This is a genomic window from Pseudomonas sp. GW456-E7, assembly GCF_059424105.1.
The window spans coordinates 99,072-119,497 of the sequence record NZ_JBWKZB010000009.1 but is presented as its reverse complement, the minus strand read 5'-3'; the positions used below and the strand labels follow the sequence as shown (position 1 = coordinate 119,497).

The window sequence follows — 20,426 nt, the reverse complement described above, 5'->3', positions numbered from 1 at the left end:
ACCAAATGGAACAAACCGCTGTCAGAGGATTTTCTTGATTTTTAAGCAGTTGCGAAATTGCCTACAGTTAAATACTGTATGCACGTACAGCTTAATAAGGATAATCCCGTGGACACTACCTCTGCCTCTCCTGACACCTATGTACGCATGGGCCTGCGCGTTCAGAAAATCATCAACTCCCCCACTGCACAAAAGGCCCGGGCAGCACTGATCTTCCGCCTGCCTGACGAGCCGGTGGATGAATGGGAACGCTTGCTGGAAGAAATCGACGAGAACGACAACGTCACCCTCGCTTATCGCGACGATGGCGGCGTGCAGATTTTCTGGGTTGTGCCGAAGGAAGATTGAGTTGATGAGTGCCCGCTGGTTTGCTTTGTTTTTTGTGTTTTTTGCCATGGCTGCGCAAGCCGACGCTCCACGTACCTTCACCGAAGCGAAAAAGGTCGCGTGGAAACTCTACGCGCCCCAATCCACCGAGTTTTACTGTGGCTGCAAGTACACCGGCAACCGGGTGAACCTTGCCGCCTGCGGTTATGTGCCGCGTAAAAATGCCAAGCGCGCATCCCGCATCGAGTGGGAGCACATCGTTCCGGCCTGGCAGATCGGTCATCAACGCCAGTGTTGGCAAGAAGGCGGTCGCAAGAACTGCACCCGCTACGATCCGGTTTACCAGAAGGCCGAAGCTGACTTGCACAACCTGGTACCCAGCATTGGCGAGGTCAATGGCGATCGCAGCAACTTCAGTTTCGGTTGGCTGCCCGAACAGTCGGGACAGTATGGTTCGTGCCTGACCCAAGTCGACTTCAAGGCCAAGAAAGTCATGCCCCGCCCTTCCATTCGCGGCATGATCGCCCGGACCTACTTCTACATGAGCAAGCAGTATGGCTTGCGCCTGTCGAAACAGGATCGGCAACTGTACGAAGCCTGGGACAAAACCTATCCCGTACAGGCCTGGGAGCGTCAACGCAACCAGAGCGTGGGGTGCGTCATGGGACGCGGCAACGAGTTCGTCGGCCCGGTGGACATGAAGGCCTGCGGCTGAATCCAGGCGACATCTGAAACAAAAAAGGCCTCGAGGCTAAACCCCGAGGCCTTTTTGTTTGCCCAACACCTTCGCTGCCGAACGTTATTGAGCGGCCGGACGCTCAAGCACCAGCAATTCGATGTTCTGTTTCTTGGCGCGAGTGAGCGCCGCACGGACTTCATCCTGCTTGGCTTCGGCCTCGGCTTTCGAACTGAACGGCCCCATCAGGATTCGCGTATTGCCATTTTCCTTGACGACGCTGGACATGAAGCTGTGCTCGATCAGCCAGCCACTCAAATCGCTGACCGCCTGAGGGGTCTCACCTCGCACTTCAAGATCCCATTGCGGGCCGGACACTGCCGCGGGTACGGCAGCCATGGCCGGCTTAGGCTTCGGCGCATCCACACTGCCGCCCTCACCACATCCCGCCAGTGCCAACATCGCGAATACCAAGACCATTTTGTGCACGGCGTTTCCCTCTAAATGCTTAAAGCGCAGATTTTAACATCCATGAATACTTCACGAGTGCCGTAAAATGGGCTCAAAACAACGAGAATCATGGTGGCGGCCTCTGTATAGTTACGCCTTGGGAATTAATGCCACATCTGCGCGTCAGAAAGAGGCACCCAAACTGTGAGACTTCGCACTAATCTATACATACCACCGACCTCTGCACTGTCCGAATCAGGTGCCCCACGAAGCAATCAAGGAGAAGACCATGCTGATACTCACCCGCAAAGTCGGTGAAAGCATTAATATCGGTGATGACATTACGATCACCATCCTGGGCGTAAGCGGCCAGCAAGTCAGGATCGGCATCAACGCTCCCAAGGACGTTGCAGTGCACCGTGAAGAAATTTATCAGCGCATTCAGGCCGGCCTGACCGCCCCGGAAAAGCCGCAATCCTGAATTCTGTTGCAGTCAGTAGCCAGCCCGTTGAATGCGCAACCACGGCTGGCTAAAGATTCAGCATCGCATCGCTTCCGCACGCTTTCCCACGCAAGCTTTCAGGGGTCGATACTAGCGACAAGCTCAAGGCCCTGGCTGTCAGACATTTCTTGTTTATCCTGGGGAAGGACGCGTTCGCTGCGTGATCAACCAAACATCACCCCGCGCGCCATGCCGGTCGCCGCCACCACCATCAACAGCACCAGCAATGCCTCGACATGACTGATCCGTGCAAACAGCTTCGCACGGCCGGTATCGAAGGCGGCTTTACGGCCCAGCGCTATCCGCCATTTGATCAACGTCACCATGGGCGCAATCTCCAGCAGCAAGATCAGCACGAACAGCGTCATCTTCAGATGAAACAGCGGCTGATGCAGGTAATAGTCCGTGCCCTTCTCGTACCCGCCAAAGGCTCGCATCCCCCCGCTGATCAGTAACACGACAGCCGAAATACCCCAGATATTGTCCGCTATCAGGACACTGCGCACCTCTCTTGCCCCGTCGGCCAAGCGCCGAAAAGCCGTGCCTCGAACCAGCACCGCCCAGAATCCCAAGGCAACCGCCAAAAGGTGAACCGCCGCCAGAAACCAATGAGTCAGCATCGAGAAACTCCTGTCAGGTCGAAGTTGTATGAGCCTGACAGTAGTAGCCCATGAAATGGCTGCTTGCACGGCATCCCTGGACATTGCCCGGAACACAAAATGACAGACCAACTAGACTCCACTGCGCTGGCATTGAGCTACCGTGGCAGTCCCAGCCCCAACAGCAACTCACTCTCACCGCATTGAACTGAGTAAACAAAATCATGTGTGAATCATGTGATTCAAGCTCTGCTTCAAACACAACAGGCCGTCGTCGTTTTCTTCAATTTGCCGGATTGAGCGCAGGCGCCCTGCTGCTGACCGGCACACTGCCCGGCAGGATCATCCAGGCAGCCGAAACAGCGTCAGCCCCACCCAAACCACAAAACGTGATCAGTCCCGACATGGCGCTGAAAAGACTGATGGAGGGCAATGAACGATATGTAAGCGGTACATCCAAGACTCATGATTTCAAGGCTGAGCGAGAGGCCCTGGTGTCGGGTCAAAATCCGTTCGTGGCCGTGCTGAGCTGCTCTGACTCGCGCATCGCCCCGGAGTATGCGTTTGACACTGCGCGCGGCGATCTTTTCTCCATCCGCGTCGCAGGCAATTTTGTCACCCCGGAAGGCCTGGCCAGTCTTGAATACGGGGTTGCCGTGCTGGGCGCCCCGCTGATTCTGGTACTCGGCCATGAGAGCTGCGGCGCCATCGAGGCCGGTATCAAGGCCGTCAAGGACCAGACGGTTTTCCCCGGCCATATCCCGAAACTGACTGACGCACTCAAGTCGGCCATCGAGGCCGTGCTCAAGCAACCCGGGAGCCTGATGGAAAACGCCACCGCGCAGAACGTCAAAAATTCGGTCAACAGCCTGAAACAGGCTTCGCCCTTGCTGACCGATGCACAGAGCAAAGGCATGCTGAAGATCGTAGGAGGCATCTATCGCCTGGCGAGCGGCAAGGTAGAGTTGATCGCCTGACTCACAACGCGCACATCGCCAGCATCGGCGCACCCCGCATGCAAAGAGCCCAGCGCGATGGCTGGGCTCTGGTTACTTCCGGTTTTCCATCATTTTGTCGGCCAGGGTTTTAGCCCTCTCGATCAACAGGTTCTGCCTGTCTTCGTGCGTAGCCCCGCCCACAACCGGGGCTGTCAGATTGCTTTCGGCAATCAATGCAGCGCAGAAGTATTGATCCCAAACGGCTTTGTCTACGGGTGCCTGTTTGCTGATTTGATCGACGTTCATGGCGGCTCCTTTGAATGAGGCAGCCCCACTAGTTTACGCCTGAATGGCAAAGAATCCGGATCATCATCCACCGTTGTCCGCCACTCGTCGCCTGCCAAAACACGACGAGGAGTTCAACCGCATCCGTGGCTTGAGGATTGCAGAGATCGCGCACAGCAGCGCGGGAACGACATAATTCTGACGCAGCAGCCATTCAATCAATGCTTTAGGACTCCAGCGATACGCTTGGTCAGTCACCGGGAGATGTAACGTGTCAACGCTCAACGAAATCGCAATGAACCACGCGAGAATGGCTAAGGAAAAGGCAGCAGAGTCGACCGAACTGAGCGAGCGACACCTCCAGATTGTAGGGAGCTTCGAGGTACCGTCCATTGATGTACAACAGAACGTCCCCATGCACCTGATCGCTGGAGCGCAGGAGGTGCATCTGGTTCATGCGACGGGTTTCGCGCTCTGAGCTTTTATGAGGCAGGCGACTGCGGCTGCTCCAGCAGCTCCGGATGATTGATGAGGTCTCCCAATGCTTCGCCACACGCCGCGTAATTCGCCCGGCCAGCGATCTGGATCAGGTCACGACCGCGATACCTGGTCGCGTTGAGCGCGCAGGTGCAAAAACGCCCGCTTGGCGGCGGGCGCTCCGGAGGATCTGCAGCAGCTGCTGCGCGGTGATGAGCATGCTTTCTCCAGGCGAAAAAAACCGCTCGATGGCGGGAAAGGTTTGTGGTGCTGGTATGATCCTCGGCGCCCAAATATGGCGTTCAATTAAATCGGATCTACTAAAAACAATGACTTCCTTATCCGAATCGCCGCAATCAGCGGTCGATAAGCACCTGAGTCACCCTAAATATCGGCCAGATATTGATGGGCTGCGCGCGATTGCAGTCCTGTCTGTCGTCGCGTTCCATGCCTTTCCATCCCTGATTCCGGGTGGGTTCGTTGGTGTTGATGTCTTTTTCGTTATTTCCGGCTTCCTGATTTCCAGCATCATTTTCGGAAGCCTCGAGAAAAACAGTTTTAGTTTCGTGGAATTTTATAGCCGTCGGGTAAGGCGGATTTTTCCCGCGCTCTTGCTCATGCTTGCCGCCACTTGGGCATTCGGCTGGTTTGTTCTCCTTGCTGATGAATACATGCAACTTGGAAAACACATTGCCGGAGGCTCTGTTTTCATATCAAATTTCGTGCTACGTGCAGAATCTGGTTACTTCGACAATAGCGCAGACACAAAACCGCTCCTGCATTTATGGTCCCTGGGTATTGAAGAGCAGTTTTATCTTGTTTGGCCATTGATACTCTGGGCCGCATTTAAAATAAGACTGAACACTCTGATACTACTCGCCTTGATAGGCGGCACATCGTTTGCCTTAAACGTAATGAGCGTGCAGTCAGACCCGGTTGGCACTTTCTACTCACCGCAAACCAGATTTTGGGAGCTTCTAATTGGATCATATCTGGCCTATGTGACCCTGTATAAAAGCCAGACATTCCCGAAATGGCGAGGGGTCGGCGGCCCAGTTATTCGAAACATTCAATCCTTTGTTGGGTTCACATGCCTTGTAGTGGCGTTTTCTCTAACCACCAAGAACAACCAGTTTCCCGGCTGGTGGGCACTATTGCCAACTGTGGGCGCATCTCTCATTATCGCGGGAGGTCCACACGCATGGTTGAACAGAACAGTACTATCCAATCGAATATTCGTTTGGTTCGGACTTATCAGTTTCCCACTGTATCTTTGGCATTGGCCTCTTCTATCATTCGCTCACATCCTGGAAGGGAGCACAGTCTCACCAACAACATTGAGCCTGGCTGTTGTGACTTCCGTACTCCTGTCTTGGCTGACATATAAATTTGTCGAGCGGCCATTGCGCCTTGGCGGTTACAACAAAACAAAAACAACAGCACTGATCGTTCTTATGCTGTTTTTCGGGATCACTGGATATACCACATACGTAAATGGCGGCTTCAAATCTCGCTTAAAAGACAGAGAGGAATTCGCGGAGTATTTTGAAAACTCTTTACCAGAGCGAAAATACTTCGCAAAACTTGAATTATTCAAGAATTATCGTGGCGAGTGCAATTTTCAAAATACAGCCCAGTACGTCAAAGGAAACTCAACAAATGTACCGGTCGCCGAAATAGACAGCAGTTGCTACACAAAGCGATTCCCAGAAGGCAAGACACTATTTATTTGGGGAGACTCTCACGCTCAACAACTTTTCTCAGGGTTAAGAAAAGAAATGCCTGAAAACTGGGATGTTCTACAAGTCGCCAGTTCAGGATGTGTGGCATCTCCCGACGTCAAGGACCCTTCAACCACAGATTTCTGTACGCAGTCAAACTGGTTTGCTCTCAAGCAAATAAAGCAACTAATTCCAGACGTAGTAATTGTTGGCCAAAATGAAAACCACGACCCAGCGGCTCTTCGCCGTATTTTCCTGGCATTGAAAGACGCTGGAGTCAAGCGCGTTATTTTTACAGGGCCCACACCACACTGGACAGTTGATCTTCCTAAAACGATCATGAAAACCCTATGGATTAACACGCCAAGGCGCACCCTTTTAGGGCTAAACATGTCAGTTATGGATCAAAACACCGAGTTGAAAAAAAGCCTGGCCAACTCGGGAGCAATTTATGCCGATATAATAAGCGCATTCTGCAACAAAGATGGCTGCATGACCTACTTGGGAAATGACATTAAAGCAGGCATCACAAGCTGGGATTATGGACACCTTACGCCAATAGCGTCTGAATACCTCGCAAGAAAATTACTTGTAGACCTTGTAACGAACGAGCATTCAAATACCGATCAAAACTAGCGCTCTAGCAGCGACTGCTTTTTACGAATATTCCAGCGCACAATAAAATAATTCACGGACTACCCGGCCAGTTTATAACGGCCGGGTAGTCTGACCGCTGATCGTTTTGGGCAAGCGGCTATCAGTCAGGCGGCGGGGAGCGCTCTTTGATCGCAGCCACGGCAGCGAGCCACGCAGCGTAGTACTGTGAGGACCTGGGTCACCTAGGCTTACGAGGAAGTGCCGGCGGGTGAGCGCCCTACCTTCCACGAGATCCGCGCGCTCGGTGCATGGCTGTACGCGCAGCAGGGTGTCGAGCAGGGATACATTCAGGGTTTGATGGGGTACGCGGACGTGAAGATGACCGAGCACTACCAGACAACGCGGTGGTTTATATGAAGGTGAAAGCCGACCTGAAGATGTAGCGCGGCGGTCGTTTGCCCAAAACATTCCCAATGTTTGCCCAAACACCAGACAACAAAAAAGGGCCCACCTTTCGGTGAGCCCTTCCAGACCGCCCAGCAGAGCGGATTTTGTTTGGTAGGCGCGATTGGACTCGAACCAACGACCCCCACCATGTCAAGGTGGTGCTCTAACCAACTGAGCTACGTGCCTGCTGTGAGGCGGCATTCTACGGAATTCCGGAGGGGTGTCAACACCTTTTTTCGCGCTAACCCTATGAATATGCAAAATATTTAATTTTGCCGGTACAAAGAAGATTTTCCGGGTGGCTGGCGGGCGATTTTCAACTCGGGTAGGATCAACGCACTCGTAAAATATATTAAACAGAGGCTGCCGGATGGCTAACACTCCCTACCCAGAGTCCTACTACGCCGCATCGGCCAATGCGGTTCCGCCGCGCCCGGCGTTGCAGGATGACGTCGAGACCGATGTCTGTGTGATTGGCGCCGGTTACACGGGGCTGTCCTCTGCCCTGTTTCTGCTGGAGAACGGTTTCAAGGTCACGGTGCTTGAGGCCGCCAAGGTGGGTTTCGGGGCGTCCGGGCGTAATGGCGGGCAGATCGTTAACAGCTATAGCCGCGACATCGATGTCATCGAGCGCACGGTCGGTCCCAAGCAGGCTCAGTTGCTGGGGCAGATGGCGTTTGAAGGTGGCCGGATCATTCGTGAGCGGGTTGCCAGGTACAACATCCAGTGCGATCTGAAGGACGGTGGTGTGTTCGCCGCGATGACCGCCAAGCAGATGGGTCACCTGGAGTCGCAGAAGCGCCTGTGGGAGCGATTCGGCCACACCCAGCTCGAGTTGATGGATCAACGGCGCATTCGCGAAGTGGTGGCGTGTGATCAGTACGTCGGCGGGATGCTGGACATGAGTGGCGGCCACATCCATCCGCTCAACCTGGCGCTGGGTGAAGCGGCGGCGGTGGAATCCCTGGGCGGGACGATCTACGAGCAGTCGCCGGCCGTGCGTATCGAGCGCGGTGCGAATCCGGTGGTGCACACGCCGCAGGGTAAGGTCCGCGCCAAATTCATCATCGTCGCCGGCAACGCTTATCTGGGTAATCTGGTGCCGGAACTGGCGGCCAAGTCGATGCCTTGCGGAACGCAGGTGATTACCACCGAGCCCCTGGGTGAAGAACTGGCCAGGACCCTGCTGCCTCAGGACTACTGCGTCGAAGACTGCAATTACCTGCTCGACTACTACCGCCTCAGCGGTGACAAGCGCCTGATTTTCGGCGGCGGCGTGGTGTACGGCGCGCGGGATCCGGCGAACATCGAAGCGATCATTCGACCGAAGATGCTCAAGGCCTTCCCGCAGCTCAAGGACGTGAAGATCGATTACGCGTGGACCGGTAACTTCCTGCTGACCCTGTCGCGTCTGCCGCAGGTCGGACGCCTGGGCGACAACATCTACTACTCCCAGGGCTGCAGCGGCCATGGCGTGACCTACACGCACCTGGCGGGCAAGGTGCTGGCCGAAGCGTTGCGCGGCCAGGCCGAGCGTTTTGACGCGTTTGCCGACCTGCCCCACTACCCGTTCCCCGGCGGACAGTTGCTGCGTACGCCGTTTGCGGCATTGGGTGCGTGGTATTACGGATTGCGGGATAAATTCGGGTACTAAGCGACACGCAATACATTGTAGGAGCGAGCCTGCTCGCGATATCGGTCTGGCAGCCAACGGATGTGTTGGATGTTACGACCTCATCGCGAGCAAGCTCGCTCCCACAGGTTTTGGGGGTTAGAGACGATCTCGTGGGATACCGCTGCGAATCCGCAGGATATCCGCCAGCACCGCCAGGGCAATCTCCGCTGGCGTCTTGCTGCCCAGGTTCAGCCCGATTGGCGCATGAATCCGCCCCAACTCGACCTCCCCCAGACCGCCGATGCGCCGCAAGCGCTCGAAGCGCTTCTGTGAGGTCTGCATGGAGCCCATCACACCGATATAGAACGCCTCGGTGCGAACCGCCTCCATCATCGCCAGGTCATCGATACGCGGGTCGTGGGTCAACGCCACCACCGCCGTGTCGCTGTGGCAGCCGCCGTCGGCGATGAACACCGACGGCAGTTGGCGGCGAATCTCCACGTTCTCCAGCACGACGCCTTCCAGCACTTCGTCCCGCGGATCGCACAGAATCACCTCGAAACCCAGGCCCACGGCAAATTCCGCGCAGGCCTGGGCCACACTGGAATAGCCGGCCAGCAACAAGCGCTGGGCCGCGCCGACACGTACACGCACCCGGTCGATTTCACGCTCGATGCGCACACCCTGCTCACGATCATCGAACAGGCTGCGCGCACCGCTTTGCAGATCGACTTCTCGGATCAGCCGACGTCGGCCCAACAGTGCCGACTCCAGCTCGCGCAAATGCGCCTGCACGTCACATTCGGCGTCAAGCTTCTCAACCAGCACGTCCAGCACCCCGCCACAGGGCAGGCTGACGCGCGAGCGTGGGTCGTCGCCTTCGCCGTAACGAACGACGCTGACCGGCTGCAGAAACGCGCCCTCGGCGACTCGCTCGAGAAAGTCTTCCTCGACACAGCCACCCGACAGCGAACCGATCCATTGCCCGTCAGCGTTCACCGCCAGCAGCGAACCCGGTGCGCGCGGTGCCGAGCCGTACGTGGCCAGCACCGTACACAGCCAGATGCGCTGACCGGCCGTCGACCACTCCAACGCCCGGCGCACCACTTGCAGATCGAGATGCTGCATATCAGTGGGCCTTGTGCTCGAGCGGCGGCGCATCGGCCCGCAACGTCTGCACGTCGTTCACCGCCAGGTCATTGGGCTGACCGCCCCAACCCTGACGCAGGTAGTTCAGCAGATCCGTGAGTTGCCCGTCGCTCAACTTGTCGGCGAAGCCGGGCATCGGCTGCATGTGTTCGAACCCGGAGAATTTCTGCTCACCGATACCGTCGTCGATCACCCGCACCAGGTTGCGCGGATCTTCCAGGCGCAGCGTGGTGTTGCCACGCATGGCCACGGCGATGTGCGGCTTGCCCTCGCCGCCCGGCGCATGGCAACCGGCGCAGACGTTCAAATATTCCTGACGGCCACGCTGGGCACTCGGGCTCAATTTGTCCACCGGCACTTCGGTGAGCACTTTCGCCGCTGGCGGCTGATCGCCGAGCAGGAAGGTCGCCATCGCCGCCAGATCCGGATCGCTCAGGCCCTGGGTGCTGTTGTGGAACACCGGGAACATCTCGTTGAACATCGTGCCCTGGGCGCTCATGCCGTGCTTGAGGAACGAGCTCAGGTCCTGATGATTCCAGCCACGGGCCGCCAGGTCAGTGGCCAGCAGGCTTGGTGCGAGATAACCATTGAGAATGCCGCCGGTCATGCGTTTGTCCTGCTGCATCGCACCCGGCAAGCCGCGTGGGGTGTGGCACTCGCCGCAGTGACCCAGCACATCGACCATGTACTGGCCGCGCTTCCAGGCTTCGCTCTTGCCTTCAGCCGGCTCCAGCTTCACGTCCTTGCCGTACATCATGTTCCAGCCCATCAGGCCCAGGCGCACGTTGAACGGAAAGCTCAGGCTGGTGACCGGCGCGGCGCGCTCGATCGGCTCGACGGTTTTCAGGTAGGCATGAATCGCATCGGAATCGGCGCGCGGCATCAGGTGATACGAGGTGTACGGCATCGCCGGATACAGGTTCGCGCCATCGCGGCGCTTGCCTTCGGTCAGCGCGGCGAAGAACTCGTCATCGCTGTACAGGCCGATGCCGTGCTCTTTGCTCGGGGTGATGTTGGTGCCGTAGATCGTGCCGAACGGCGACACGATCGGCAGGCCGCCCGCATAGGGCGCGCCACCCGGCGCGGTGTGGCAGGCCATGCAATCGGCGGCGCGGGCAAGGTATTGGCCTTGCTTGACCTGCGCCTCATCGGCGTGGGCCAGCAACACAGGCGCAGCCAGGCCGACCGCCAGCGCCAGGCGGGACAATAGTGGCTTCATGCTTAACCCTCCTTGACCAGGCCGAGATCGGTCAGCACGTTGCGGGTGGCGCTGTAGTAGCGCACGTACCCGGTGCAACGGCAGATGTGATGACCGAGGCTGTCCTCGATGACTTTTTCCAGCTGGCTTTTGACGATCGGCTGACGCTGCAGCTTTTCCACCAGCACGGTCGCGGCATTGACGAAGCCCGGCGCGCAGTAGCTGCACTGGAAGGCGAACTCGTCGACGAAGCGCTGCTGGATCGGGTTCAGCTCGGTGACCTTGCCCTGCTCGTCGCAGGTCGCATGGCCTTCGATGGTCCGTACTTTCTTGCCTTCGAAATAGTGCGCGCCGGTGATGCAGGTGCGCACTTCTTCGCTGGTGCCGTCAGGGTTGTCGACGATCACCACGCAGGCGTGGCAGATGCCCTGGCCGCAGCCCAGGCGCGAACCGGTGAGGTTCTTGTATTCGTGCAGGTAGTCGATCATCGGCAGGTCATCAGGGATGTCCACCGGGCCGACGGATTGACCGTTGAGGGTCAGTTGAAGCGGACGGTTAGCCATTGAGGGCCTCCTTGATGCGTGCAGAAGTGATAGGCAGGTCGCGGACACGTTTACCGATGGCATGGGCCACGGCATTGCCGATGGCACCGACCACCGGAATCATCACCACTTCGGCGATGCCCTTGGACGGGTCGCTTGGCGACAGTGGCGGCAGGATCTCCGCCGTCTGCTTCCACACCGCAACATGCCGCGCCATTGGCAGGCGGTAACGGTTGAAGTTCCAGTCACCCTCCCCCGGCCCGCCTTCGTACAGCGGCATTTCTTCCATCAGCGCATGGCCGATGCCCATGGCGATGCCGCCTTCGAGCTGGCCCTTGACCAGTTCCGGCACCAGCACGCGACCGCACTCGACCCACGAGTGATGGTTGAGTACCGACACTTCGTTCGAACCCTTGTTGACCTTCACTTCCACCAGCGTCGCCACCGGGCTGTAGTACGTCACCGCCGCGTTGTTCAACTGGGTTGCCGGGTAGGCGATGTTCTGCCGGTCCAGCAAATGGAAACCGGCGCTGTTCATCTGCGCCTTCTTCGCTTTCGGTGCACCGTCGCCGTACTTCACGGCCAAGCCGTCGAGCGGCAAACGCTCACGCACGCCGTCGATGCTGAACTCGGCCTCGGCCCAGCTCCAGCGGTTGAAACCGTGCACCGTGGCGCCGCTCACCAGGCCGCGCTCGTGAACACGCTTGGCCAGCATGGCGAACGGCAGGGGTTCCATGCCGTTGGCGGTGAGCTTGCCGTCGACCCAATGGGCGTCTTCGCGGCGCACCACGTAAGGGTTGGCCTGACCGCCGTAAGGACCTTGGCGCCAGATCTCCATCGCCGCCGGCCACAGGCCGTGGTTGAACAGCACGCGCGCCGCTTCACGGGTGGCGTGGCTGAAGTAGTACGCCGAGTTGGTGGCCGACGATGCCGAAGCCACCTTGCCGACCCAACGCGGGTTGCGCAGGACATTATCCTGTTCGGCCTGGCTCATGATGTACGGGTTGCCACTGCTGATCAGCTGCAACTCCTTCCATTCGGTTTCACCGGTCTTCACTTCGTGCGCCGGGATACCGAGGAAATCGGCCACGACCATGGCCTGCGAGGTCGACATGCCGGTGCCGATCTCGATACCGATGTGGCGCAGGCTGATGCGACCTTCAGCGGTGAATTCAATGCTGGCCATCGGCGCTTCGGAACCGGTGCCGAAGTCTTTCTGGCAGATGGCGAAACCCACCCCGTACCAGTTATCCGGATCGGCGGCTTCGCGTTGTTTCTTGATCGCGTCGCGGTTTTTCCAGACCTCGTGGACCGCCGCCTTGTCGAGAATCTCGTGCAGGCGCAGGGCACCGGCCGGGATCGCGCCCTGGGTGTTTTTCATGCCCGAGCGCAGCGCGTTCTTGCGGCGCAGTTCAATGGCATCGATACCCAGGCGATCGGCGATTTCGTCGACCATCATTTCGGTCGACGCCATGCTCTGCAGGGTGCCGTAGCCACGCATCGACCCGGCTTCTACCGCACGGGAATGGTAAGCCGTGACCTGCAGGTCGTTCTGCGGCATGTAATAGATCGATTGCGCGGCCGTGGCGCCCACCGCCGCCACCGACGGGCTGTAGTTGATTCGCCCGCCACCGTCGACGCTCATTTCAGCGCGGAAGATCTTGAAGCTGTGGTCGTTCTTGTCCACCGCCAACTGGTAGCGAATGTCGAACGGGTGACGCTTGATGCCGCTCTGGAACTGCTCGTAGCGGTCGTTGGCCAGGCGCACCGGCACACCGGCGCCGTACAACGCGGCCAGCGCTGCGTAGTAGACGAAAATGTTGTGGTCTTTGGAGCCATAACCGACGGTGTAACCCGGGTGCATGTTCAGGTTGGCCAGGCCGAAACGCGACGGCGCGATCATCTTCGCGGTCTCGGTCGCCGCTTCCAGCGGGCACTGGGTGGCGACGACGAAATGCAGGGTCTTGGTCGCCGGGTCGTACCAGCCGTTGCCGTTGTCCGGTTCCAGGGCGGCCGGCTCGATCGACGGGGTCTTGTAGCGCTCGTCGAACACCAGCCAGTTGTCCGGCGGCGTATCGATCTGCTGCTTCATGCGGTCGGCGTAGAACAGCCCGCGCTCGGTCAGGTTGCCGTGCAGGTTCGGCTGGGAGTTCCACACCGGACGACGGTTTTTCAGCATCGGGAACAGGATCGAATCCTTGAGGCTGGCGAACTCGTCTTCGTCGGCCGAGGTCGCACCGCCGACGCGCACGTAGCGGAAGCTGCCGTAAGGATCGCCTTCATAGAACGGCACTTTATCGCCGTAGCGGATCGCCTTGTCGTTGAACTTGAGCTGGTTCTTGGCCTGACGGAAACGCTCGAAGTCGTTCCAGATCAGGATCGCCACCGGGTGACCGATGAACATCGGCACCTTGCCGGCCGGCAACAGTGGATCCGGGGCGTGCTCCTCAGGGAACACGATACCGTCCTTGACCAGGTCTTCGGCGGTGACGATGCGGTCCGGCTGCAACTCGGCACCCAGCCACGACAGGTCGATGCCTGCAAAAATGTGGTCGGCCTTGATGGTTTTGAGCAGCATGGCGTGGCCTTGTTGCTGCGGCCAGCCCGGCATGTCCTTGGCGCGGATGTCGCGGGCAAAGACCTTGCTGCCGCAGACCTTGGACAAGGCATCGTTACGGGCGCGCGCCTTGCCATTGTTGCCGAGCCACTGCTCGGACGGCACGGTCACGCTGTTTTCCATCAAGGCGGCCAGCGCCTGGCTGCTCAACGGCGTGAGCGTCACGCTCACACCCGCTACCAGCCCGCCCTGAAGGAACGAGCGCCGGGATATATCACGGTTGGACATGGATCATCCTCTGGGCGGTTATGGGTCCGCCCTTCTGGTTATGTACTGGAAATCTCGAGTCGTGCAGAAGCCCTTTTCGACGATGCAAAGGGCTGTTGTTGACAGTGCAAAGCTGACCGAAAGGTTAAGTTTATAGGCTTATGCCTTCGCGGAAAACTAAAAACTGACCAAGGAATCAAAAAACCGCGACTTTTCGACGCAGCAGTTCGATGAACAACCCCAACTCCCGGCTGATGTGCTCGCCCTTGCGCAACAACAACCCGAATGGCGCCATCTGCACATCCAGTTCCACCGGCAACGCCACCACCAGGCCCATTTTAAGATAGTCGCGCAATGCGGTTTCCGACAGGACCATGATCGCGTCGGTCAGCTGAATCAGTTGCTGCATGGAGTACACCGAACTGCATTCGATGATGTCCGCCGGTAGCGGCAAGGCTAACCGCTGCAAGGCCTGATCCAGGCCGATGCGCGCCGGACTGGTTTCCGGTTGCAGGATCCACGGCCAACCGTTGACCAGTTCCGCCATGTCCAGTTTCTTGCGCCGGGCCAGCGGGTGGCCGGCGTGCACCACCACCAGCAAGCGTTCGTTACCCAATTGCTCGAAGACGTAATGCTCACTGTCGGTGGCGGCATTGCGCCGGGCGATGGCAAGGTCAATGCGGCCCTGTTCCAGCAACTGGATCACCTGGTCGCTGGTGTCGCCCATGATGCGAATCCGCAGCTGCGGATTGAGCGCCTTGATCTCGGCAATCGAATCCATGACCAGACCCGGCGCCGCGCCCATGATGGTACCGATCGACAGATAGCCGTAGCCGCCCTGCTGCCGCGCCATCAGGTCCTCGGCACAACGGTCCAGACCACTGATGGCCGACTCGGCAAAGCGAATCAGCTCCTGGCCCAGCGCTGTCGGGCGCATCCCCCGCGGCAGGCGCTCGAACAGATCGCAGCCGAACATGTCTTCAATCTCATGGAGCATGCGGGTTGCCGCCGGTTGCGACATGTTCAGGCTTTGCGAAGCGCGGTGCAGGTTCTGGCTGCTGCTGAGCGTCACCAGCATGTGCAGATGCTTGTAGCGCAGGCGATTGAGCAGGCTGCGGGAGATGATCGGCGTGGTCATGGCGGGCCTTTTTTATCGATACCCTGAGGGTATCAGTTGTGAGCTAGATTCGATTTGTAACGCATCGATCAGCGGCCGTACAGTCTTCCCCATAAGAACAAATGCCCTACCAAAGGAAAACTGCGATGAAGACTCTACCCGCGCCTCTGCTCGCCAAAATTTCCTGGCGGCTACTCCCGTTTCTCCTGCTGATGTACATCATGGCCTTCCTCGACCGTGCCAACGTCGGGTTCGCCAAGCAAGCCTTTCAAGCCGATACCAACATCAGCGATGCCGCCTTCGCCTTCGGTGCCGGGGTGTTCTTCGTGGGCTACGCGTTGCTTGAAGTGCCGAGCAACCTGATCCTGCACCGCGTCGGCGCCCGCCTGTGGATGTGCCGGATCATGGTCACCTGGGGCCTGGTCTCCGCCGCCATGGTCTTCGCCCACACAGAAACCAGCTTCTACATCCTGCGCTTCCTGCTGGGCGTGGCCGAAGCCGGCTTCTTTCCCGGCGTGATCCTTTACCTCACCTACTGGTTCCCCAGCGCCGTACGCGGCAAGGCCATGGGTTTCTTCTATTTCGGTGCGCCGCTGGCATTCATCTTCGGCAGCCCGTTGTCCGGCCTGCTGCTGGAACTGGACGGCTTCGCCGGCTTCCACGGCTGGCAGTGGCTGTTTGCCGTTGAAGGCCTGATGGCGACGGCGGTGGGCATCTGGGCCTACTGGTACCTGGACAACCGGCCGGCCGACGCCAAGTGGCTGACCGTCGAGGAACGCCAGCAAGTGCAGACCCTGCTCGATCAGGAAGACAGCCATAAACAGAACCACGGCCGCAGCCTGCTCAACGTCATTTGCCAACCCTCGGTGCTGTACCTGTGCCTGATCTACCTGTTGATCCAGGCCAGCGTCTACGGCGTGGTGTTCTACTTGCCAAGCCAGGTCGGCGGACTGCTCGGCACCAAGGTCGGGCTGATGGTCGGCCTGGTCACGGCGATTCCATGGATTTGCGCATTGATCGCCGCCTACCTGATCCCCGGCTACAGCGACCGCACCGGTGAACGTCGGCGCACCGCGTGCCTGACCTTGCTGATGGCCGCCGCCGGGATCGCCTGCTCGGTGACCTTCAGCAACCCGCTGCTGGGGATCATCGCCCTGTGTTTTGCCGCCTCCGGCTTCATCGCCGTGCAACCGGTGTTCTGGACCTTCCCCTCCAGCTACCTCGCCGGCAGCGCCGCCGCGGCCGGGATCGCCCTGATCAACTCGTTCGGCGCCCTCGGCGGCTTCATCGCCCCCATCCTGAAGAACTGGGCCGAAGGCGCTTTCCATTCACCGGCAGCAGGCTTGTACGTGCTCGCCGTTACCACCGTCATCGCCGCGTTGCTGGTGCTGGGCGTACGCGCGCCCGGCCATGAAGCCTCGAACAAACCGGCCACCGTTTAAACCTGACCGCCGTTTAACAAAAGGAATCACACCATGGGCATTCCAACCATCAAACACGTCCGCGCTTTCACGCTGCGAGGCGGCGGTGCGGATTATCACGACCAGGCCGACGGCCACTGGATCGACGATCACATTGCCACGCCGATGAGCAAATACCCCGAGTACCGCCAGAGCCGCCGTACCTTCGGCATCAACGTGCTCGGCACCCTGGTGGTGGAGATCGAAGCCAGCGACGGCACCGTCGGTTTTGCCGTGACCACGGGTGGCGAACCTGCCGCCTACATTGTCGAGAAGCACCTGGCGCGCTTCCTCGAAGGCGCCCGGGTCACCGACATCGAAAAAATCTGGGACCAGATGTACCAGTCGACCCTGTATTACGGGCGCAAGGGCATCGTCATCAATACGATCTCCGGCGTCGACCTGGCGCTGTGGGACTTGCTCGGCAAGATCCGCCAGGAGCCCGTGCACCAGCTGCTCGGCGGTGCGGTGCGCGACGAATTGCAATTCTACGCCACCGGCGCCCGCCCGGACCTGGCGCAGAAAATGGGTTTCATCGGCGGCAAGATGCCGCTGCACCACGGCCCGGCCGAAGGCGAAGAAGGCCTGCGCAAGAACCTCGAAGAACTGGCGACCATGCGCGAGCGTGTCGGCCCGGACTTCTGGCTGATGCTCGATTGCTGGATGAGCCTGGACCTCAACTACGCCACCAGACTGGCGGTCGGCGCCCACGAACATGGCTTGAAATGGATCGAAGAAGCCCTGCCGCCGGACGATTACTGGGGCTATGCCGCCCTGCGCAACAACGTACCCAAGGGCATGCTGGTGACCACCGGCGAACACGAAGCCACGCGCTGGGGCTTCCGCATGCTGCTGGAGATGGGCTGCTGCGACATCATCCAGCCGGATGTCGGCTGGTGCGGCGGGATCACTGAACTGGTGAAGATCTCGGCCCTGGCCGATGCCCACAACGCGCTGGTCATCCCCCACGGTTCTTCGGTGTACAGCTACCACTTCGTCGCCACCCGGCATAACAGCCCGTTCGCCGAGTTCCTGATGATGGCGCCGAAGGCTGACGAAGTGGTGCCGATGTTCCACCCGCAACTGCTCGGCGAACCGGTGCCGGTCAATGGCCGCATGCGCCTGTCCGCGCTCGACCAGCCAGGATTCGGCGTGACCCTCAACCCGGAATGCCAACTGCATCGGCCGTACAACCGCTGAGAAAGGAGTTCGTGATGAACATGCCGCACAACGCGTTCAAGGCCGCACTGAACAACAGCGAAACCCGGTACGGCATCTGGGCCGGGTTCGCCACCGGCTACGCCGCCGAGATCGTCGCCACCACCGGTTACGACTGGATGCTGATCGATGGCGAGCACGCGCCCAACACCGTGCCCGGCGTACTCGCCCAGTTGCAGGCCGTGGCGCCTTACCCGACCGCGCCAGTGGTGCGCGCGGTGAACGGCGATGCCAACCTGATCAAGCAACTGCTGGATATCGGCGCGCAGACGCTGATGATCCCGATGGTCGAAACCGCTGAGCAGGCACAGGCACTGGTGCGCGCCATGCGCTACCCGCCCCACGGCATCCGCGGGGTCGGCGGCGGCCTGACCCGGGCCACGCGCTGGGACGGCGTGCCGGATTACCTGAATACCGCCCACGAACAACTGTGCCTGATCGTGCAGGTGGAATCGCGCACCGGCGTGGAAAACGTCGCTGCGATTGCCGCCGTCGAGGGCGTGGATGCGGTGTTTATCGGGCCGGCGGATTTGTCGATCGGCCTGGGTCATGCCGGCAACCCCGGCCACCCGGAAGTCCAGGAGCGGATTCAACACGCCGTGAACGCCACGCTGGCGGCCGGCAAGGCCTGCGGGATTCTCGCGCCCAACGAAGAAGACGCCCGCCGCTACCAGCGCTGGGGCTGCCAGTTCATTGCAGTGGCCATCGACATCAGCCTGTTGCGCCAAGGCGCCATGGCCACCCTCGCCCGCTATCGCGAACCTGCCACCCCTCAAGCGCCGTCACGCACTTACTGATCTGCCAAGGAGTCGCACCATGTCATCCGTGCCTGTTTACGAAAACTTCATCGACGGCCAATTCGTGGCCAGCGCTGCCCACCTCGATGTGATCAACCCGGCCACCGGCGCCGTGCTGTCGAAAGTCCCGGCCTCGACCGTCGAGGACGTCGACCGCGCCCTCGCTGCCGCCCGTGCCGCGCAGAAAGACTGGGCGCGCAAACCGGCGAATGACCGCGCCGGCTACTTGCGCCGGATCGCCGCGAAACTGCGGGAAAACGTCTCGCACCTGGCGCGCACCATCACCCTGGAGCAAGGCAAGATCAGCGGGCTGGCGGAAGTCGAAGTCAATTTCACCGCCGACTACCTCGACTACATGGCCGAATGGGCCCGGCGTATCGAAGGCGAAATCATCACCAGCGACCGCCAGAACGAAAACATCCTCCTGTTGCGCAAACCCTTGGGCGTGGTGGCCGGGATCCTGCCGTGGAATTTCCCCTTCTTCCTGATTGCCCGAAAAATGGCCCCGGCCCTGCTGACCGGCAACACCATCGTCATCAAGCCCAGCGAAGAAACCCCGAACAACTGCTTCGAATTTGCCCGGCTGGTCGCCGAAACCGACCTGCCGCCCGGCGTGTTCAACGTGGTCTGCGGTGACGGCCGAGTCGGCGCGGCACTGAGCGCGCACAAGGGCGTGGACATGATCAGCTTCACCGGCAGCGTCGACACCGGCTCACGAATCATGGCCGCCGCCGCGCCGAACATCACCAAACTCAACCTGGAACTGGGCGGCAAGGCGCCGGCCATTGTGCTGGCGGATGCAGACCTCGACCTGGCGGTCAGGGCGATCCGCGATTCGCGGATCATCAATAGCGGCCAGGTGTGCAATTGCGCCGAGCGGGTCTATGTCGAGCGCAAGGTGGCGGATCAATTTATCGAGCGTATCGCGGCGGCCATGAGCGCGACCCGTTATGGCGACCCGATTGCCCAGCCCGACGTGGAGATGGGCCCGCTGATCAACCGCCAGGGGCTGGACAGCGTCAACCGCAAAGTCCGCACCGCGTTGAGCCAGGGCGCAAGCCTGATCAGCGGCGGGCAAGTGGCCGACTTGCCGAATGGCTTCCACTTCCAGCCCACTGTTTTAGCCGGTTGTCGCGCCGACATGGAGATCATGCGCGAAGAGATTTTCGGGCCAGTGCTGCCGATCCAGATAATCGACGACCTGGACGAAGCCATCGCCCTGGCCAACGACTGCGACTATGGCCTGACTTCGTCGATCTACACCCGTGACCTGAGCAAAACCCTGCAGGCGATGCGCGAGCTGGATTTTGGCGAAACCTACGTCAATCGCGAGAACTTCGAAGCGATGCAGGGGTTCCATGCCGGTGTGCGCAAGTCCGGCATCGGCGGCGCGGATGGCAAGCACGGGCTGTACGAATACACCCATACCCACGCGGTGTATTTGCAAGGCTGAGTCACGCACTTTCTGTGAAGGGAAGGCGCCTGTG

19 protein-coding genes, 1 tRNA gene and 1 pseudogene are annotated in these 20,426 nt (G+C 59.6%); 11 read left to right on the top strand and 10 right to left on the bottom strand.

Annotated elements, in window-relative coordinates; all coding sequences use genetic code 11:
- Window positions 1–78 precede the first annotated feature (78 nt).
- Both AC07YV_RS08720 and AC07YV_RS08715 read left to right on the top strand, forming a co-directional pair.
- The gene (locus AC07YV_RS08720; protein WP_033047987.1) at window positions 79–348 is read left to right on the top strand and encodes a DUF1654 domain-containing protein; all 270 of its coding nucleotides are present in this window, start codon (window positions 79–81) and stop codon (window positions 346–348) included.
- Window positions 349–352: 4 nt separating this feature from the next.
- A complete protein-coding gene (locus AC07YV_RS08715) occupies window positions 353–1,042 on the top strand; it encodes an endonuclease (RefSeq protein WP_102699296.1) in 690 nt (229 codons plus the stop codon).
- A gap of 84 nt (window positions 1,043–1,126) precedes the next feature.
- On the opposite strand, the gene AC07YV_RS08710 is transcribed toward AC07YV_RS08715, so the two are convergent.
- Entirely contained in the window at window positions 1,127–1,492 is a 366-nt protein-coding gene (locus tag AC07YV_RS08710; RefSeq protein WP_102699295.1) for a penicillin-binding protein activator LpoB, read from the bottom strand.
- 250 nt (window positions 1,493–1,742) lie between these two features.
- On the opposite strand from AC07YV_RS08710, the gene csrA reads away from it, so the two are divergent.
- On the top strand, window positions 1,743–1,934 hold the full coding sequence (csrA, locus tag AC07YV_RS08705; RefSeq protein ID WP_007975691.1) for a carbon storage regulator CsrA: 192 nt from the start codon (window positions 1,743–1,745) through the stop codon (window positions 1,932–1,934).
- 185 nt (window positions 1,935–2,119) lie between these two features.
- On the opposite strand, the gene AC07YV_RS08700 is transcribed toward csrA, so the two are convergent.
- Window positions 2,120–2,575 (bottom strand): DUF2214 family protein, encoded by a 456-nt coding sequence (locus tag AC07YV_RS08700; protein WP_102699294.1) that lies wholly within the window; start codon window positions 2,573–2,575, stop codon window positions 2,120–2,122.
- Between the two features lie 203 nt (window positions 2,576–2,778).
- Between AC07YV_RS08700 and AC07YV_RS08695 the strand changes: the two genes are divergently transcribed.
- Complete coding sequence (locus AC07YV_RS08695) at window positions 2,779–3,531, top strand: carbonic anhydrase (RefSeq protein WP_102699293.1); 753 nt, start codon at window positions 2,779–2,781, stop codon at window positions 3,529–3,531.
- A gap of 72 nt (window positions 3,532–3,603) precedes the next feature.
- On the opposite strand, the gene AC07YV_RS08690 is transcribed toward AC07YV_RS08695, so the two are convergent.
- Complete coding sequence (locus AC07YV_RS08690) at window positions 3,604–3,798, bottom strand: hypothetical protein (RefSeq protein WP_007975687.1); 195 nt, start codon at window positions 3,796–3,798, stop codon at window positions 3,604–3,606.
- A gap of 250 nt (window positions 3,799–4,048) precedes the next feature.
- On the opposite strand from AC07YV_RS08690, the gene AC07YV_RS08685 reads away from it, so the two are divergent.
- The gene (locus AC07YV_RS08685; protein WP_095965321.1) at window positions 4,049–4,255 is read left to right on the top strand and encodes a hypothetical protein; all 207 of its coding nucleotides are present in this window, start codon (window positions 4,049–4,051) and stop codon (window positions 4,253–4,255) included.
- A 10-nt stretch (window positions 4,256–4,265) separates the two neighbouring features.
- Here the strand turns inward: AC07YV_RS08685 and AC07YV_RS08680 are convergent.
- Window positions 4,266–4,382: pseudogene (locus tag AC07YV_RS08680) on the bottom strand (glycoside hydrolase family 19 protein); the annotation flags it as partial.
- 84 nt (window positions 4,383–4,466) lie between these two features.
- Between AC07YV_RS08680 and AC07YV_RS08675 the strand changes: the two are divergent.
- Window positions 4,467–6,611: an acyltransferase family protein gene (locus AC07YV_RS08675; protein ID WP_494990279.1), complete on the top strand. Its 2,145-nt coding sequence runs from the start codon at window positions 4,467–4,469 to the stop codon at window positions 6,609–6,611.
- Between the two features lie 517 nt (window positions 6,612–7,128).
- Here the strand turns inward: AC07YV_RS08675 and AC07YV_RS08670 are convergent.
- A tRNA-Val gene (locus AC07YV_RS08670) sits at window positions 7,129–7,205 on the bottom strand.
- 184 nt (window positions 7,206–7,389) lie between these two features.
- On the opposite strand from AC07YV_RS08670, the gene AC07YV_RS08665 reads away from it, so the two are divergent.
- Window positions 7,390–8,673: an NAD(P)/FAD-dependent oxidoreductase gene (locus tag AC07YV_RS08665; protein ID WP_102699291.1), complete on the top strand. Its 1,284-nt coding sequence runs from the start codon at window positions 7,390–7,392 to the stop codon at window positions 8,671–8,673.
- Between the two features lie 117 nt (window positions 8,674–8,790).
- Here AC07YV_RS08665 and AC07YV_RS08660 read toward each other — a convergent pair whose 3' ends face one another.
- The 5 genes from AC07YV_RS08660 to AC07YV_RS08640 form a co-directional block, all read right to left on the bottom strand.
- Window positions 8,791–9,762: an XdhC family protein gene (locus AC07YV_RS08660; protein ID WP_102699290.1), complete on the bottom strand. Its 972-nt coding sequence runs from the start codon at window positions 9,760–9,762 to the stop codon at window positions 8,791–8,793.
- 1 nt (window position 9,763) lies between these two features.
- Window positions 9,764–11,002 carry a c-type cytochrome gene (locus tag AC07YV_RS08655; protein WP_102699289.1) on the bottom strand — a complete coding sequence of 413 codons (1,239 nt, stop codon included), beginning with the start codon at window positions 11,000–11,002 and terminating at the stop codon, window positions 9,764–9,766.
- A 2-nt stretch (window positions 11,003–11,004) separates the two neighbouring features.
- On the bottom strand, window positions 11,005–11,544 hold the full coding sequence (locus AC07YV_RS08650; RefSeq protein WP_015095868.1) for a (2Fe-2S)-binding protein: 540 nt from the start codon (window positions 11,542–11,544) through the stop codon (window positions 11,005–11,007).
- The gene (locus AC07YV_RS08645) at window positions 11,537–14,368 is read right to left on the bottom strand and encodes a xanthine dehydrogenase family protein molybdopterin-binding subunit (RefSeq protein WP_102699288.1); all 2,832 of its coding nucleotides are present in this window, start codon (window positions 14,366–14,368) and stop codon (window positions 11,537–11,539) included. Before AC07YV_RS08645 ends, AC07YV_RS08650 begins: the two co-directional genes overlap by 8 nt.
- Before the next feature lie 175 nt (window positions 14,369–14,543).
- Entirely contained in the window at window positions 14,544–15,485 is a 942-nt protein-coding gene (locus AC07YV_RS08640; RefSeq protein WP_102699287.1) for a LysR family transcriptional regulator, read from the bottom strand.
- A gap of 125 nt (window positions 15,486–15,610) precedes the next feature.
- Between AC07YV_RS08640 and AC07YV_RS08635 the strand changes: the two genes are divergently transcribed.
- From AC07YV_RS08635 to aldA, 4 genes are read left to right on the top strand one after another with little or no spacing between them, the layout of a single operon-like run.
- Window positions 15,611–16,906, top strand: a complete 1,296-nt coding sequence (locus tag AC07YV_RS08635) for an MFS transporter (RefSeq protein WP_102699286.1) — start codon at window positions 15,611–15,613, stop codon at window positions 16,904–16,906.
- A gap of 33 nt (window positions 16,907–16,939) precedes the next feature.
- Window positions 16,940–18,124 carry an L-rhamnonate dehydratase gene (gene rhmD, locus AC07YV_RS08630; RefSeq protein WP_008047298.1) on the top strand — a complete coding sequence of 395 codons (1,185 nt, stop codon included), beginning with the start codon at window positions 16,940–16,942 and terminating at the stop codon, window positions 18,122–18,124.
- 14 nt (window positions 18,125–18,138) lie between these two features.
- The gene (locus tag AC07YV_RS08625) at window positions 18,139–18,939 is read left to right on the top strand and encodes an aldolase/citrate lyase family protein (RefSeq protein WP_102699285.1); all 801 of its coding nucleotides are present in this window, start codon (window positions 18,139–18,141) and stop codon (window positions 18,937–18,939) included.
- Between the two features lie 19 nt (window positions 18,940–18,958).
- A complete protein-coding gene (aldA, locus tag AC07YV_RS08620; protein ID WP_102699284.1) occupies window positions 18,959–20,392 on the top strand; it encodes an aldehyde dehydrogenase in 1,434 nt (477 codons plus the stop codon).
- Window positions 20,393–20,426 lie beyond the last annotated feature (34 nt).

What these genes read in the sequence shown, in the direction of transcription:
- AC07YV_RS08720 (WP_033047987.1), top strand. Translation starts at nt 79, where the DNA reads ATGCACGTACAGCTTAATAAGGATAATCCCGTGGACACTACCTCTGCC.
- AC07YV_RS08695 (WP_102699293.1), top strand. Translation starts at nt 2,779, where the DNA reads ATGTGTGAATCATGTGATTCAAGCTCTGCTTCAAACACAACAGGCCGT.
- AC07YV_RS08655 (WP_102699289.1), bottom strand. Translation starts at nt 11,002, where the DNA reads ATGAAGCCACTATTGTCCCGCCTGGCGCTGGCGGTCGGCCTGGCTGCG.
- AC07YV_RS08700 (WP_102699294.1), bottom strand. Translation starts at nt 2,575, where the DNA reads ATGCTGACTCATTGGTTTCTGGCGGCGGTTCACCTTTTGGCGGTTGCC.
- AC07YV_RS08665 (WP_102699291.1), top strand. Translation starts at nt 7,390, where the DNA reads ATGGCTAACACTCCCTACCCAGAGTCCTACTACGCCGCATCGGCCAAT.
- csrA (WP_007975691.1), top strand. Translation starts at nt 1,743, where the DNA reads ATGCTGATACTCACCCGCAAAGTCGGTGAAAGCATTAATATCGGTGAT.
- rhmD (WP_008047298.1), top strand. Translation starts at nt 16,940, where the DNA reads ATGGGCATTCCAACCATCAAACACGTCCGCGCTTTCACGCTGCGAGGC.
- AC07YV_RS08645 (WP_102699288.1), bottom strand. Translation starts at nt 14,368, where the DNA reads ATGTCCAACCGTGATATATCCCGGCGCTCGTTCCTTCAGGGCGGGCTG.
- AC07YV_RS08635 (WP_102699286.1), top strand. Translation starts at nt 15,611, where the DNA reads ATGAAGACTCTACCCGCGCCTCTGCTCGCCAAAATTTCCTGGCGGCTA.
- AC07YV_RS08650 (WP_015095868.1), bottom strand. Translation starts at nt 11,544, where the DNA reads ATGGCTAACCGTCCGCTTCAACTGACCCTCAACGGTCAATCCGTCGGC.
- AC07YV_RS08715 (WP_102699296.1), top strand. Translation starts at nt 353, where the DNA reads ATGAGTGCCCGCTGGTTTGCTTTGTTTTTTGTGTTTTTTGCCATGGCT.
- AC07YV_RS08640 (WP_102699287.1), bottom strand. Translation starts at nt 15,485, where the DNA reads ATGACCACGCCGATCATCTCCCGCAGCCTGCTCAATCGCCTGCGCTAC.
- AC07YV_RS08675 (WP_494990279.1), top strand. Translation starts at nt 4,467, where the DNA reads ATGAGCATGCTTTCTCCAGGCGAAAAAAACCGCTCGATGGCGGGAAAG.
- AC07YV_RS08660 (WP_102699290.1), bottom strand. Translation starts at nt 9,762, where the DNA reads ATGCAGCATCTCGATCTGCAAGTGGTGCGCCGGGCGTTGGAGTGGTCG.
- AC07YV_RS08690 (WP_007975687.1), bottom strand. Translation starts at nt 3,798, where the DNA reads ATGAACGTCGATCAAATCAGCAAACAGGCACCCGTAGACAAAGCCGTT.
- AC07YV_RS08625 (WP_102699285.1), top strand. Translation starts at nt 18,139, where the DNA reads ATGAACATGCCGCACAACGCGTTCAAGGCCGCACTGAACAACAGCGAA.
- aldA (WP_102699284.1), top strand. Translation starts at nt 18,959, where the DNA reads ATGTCATCCGTGCCTGTTTACGAAAACTTCATCGACGGCCAATTCGTG.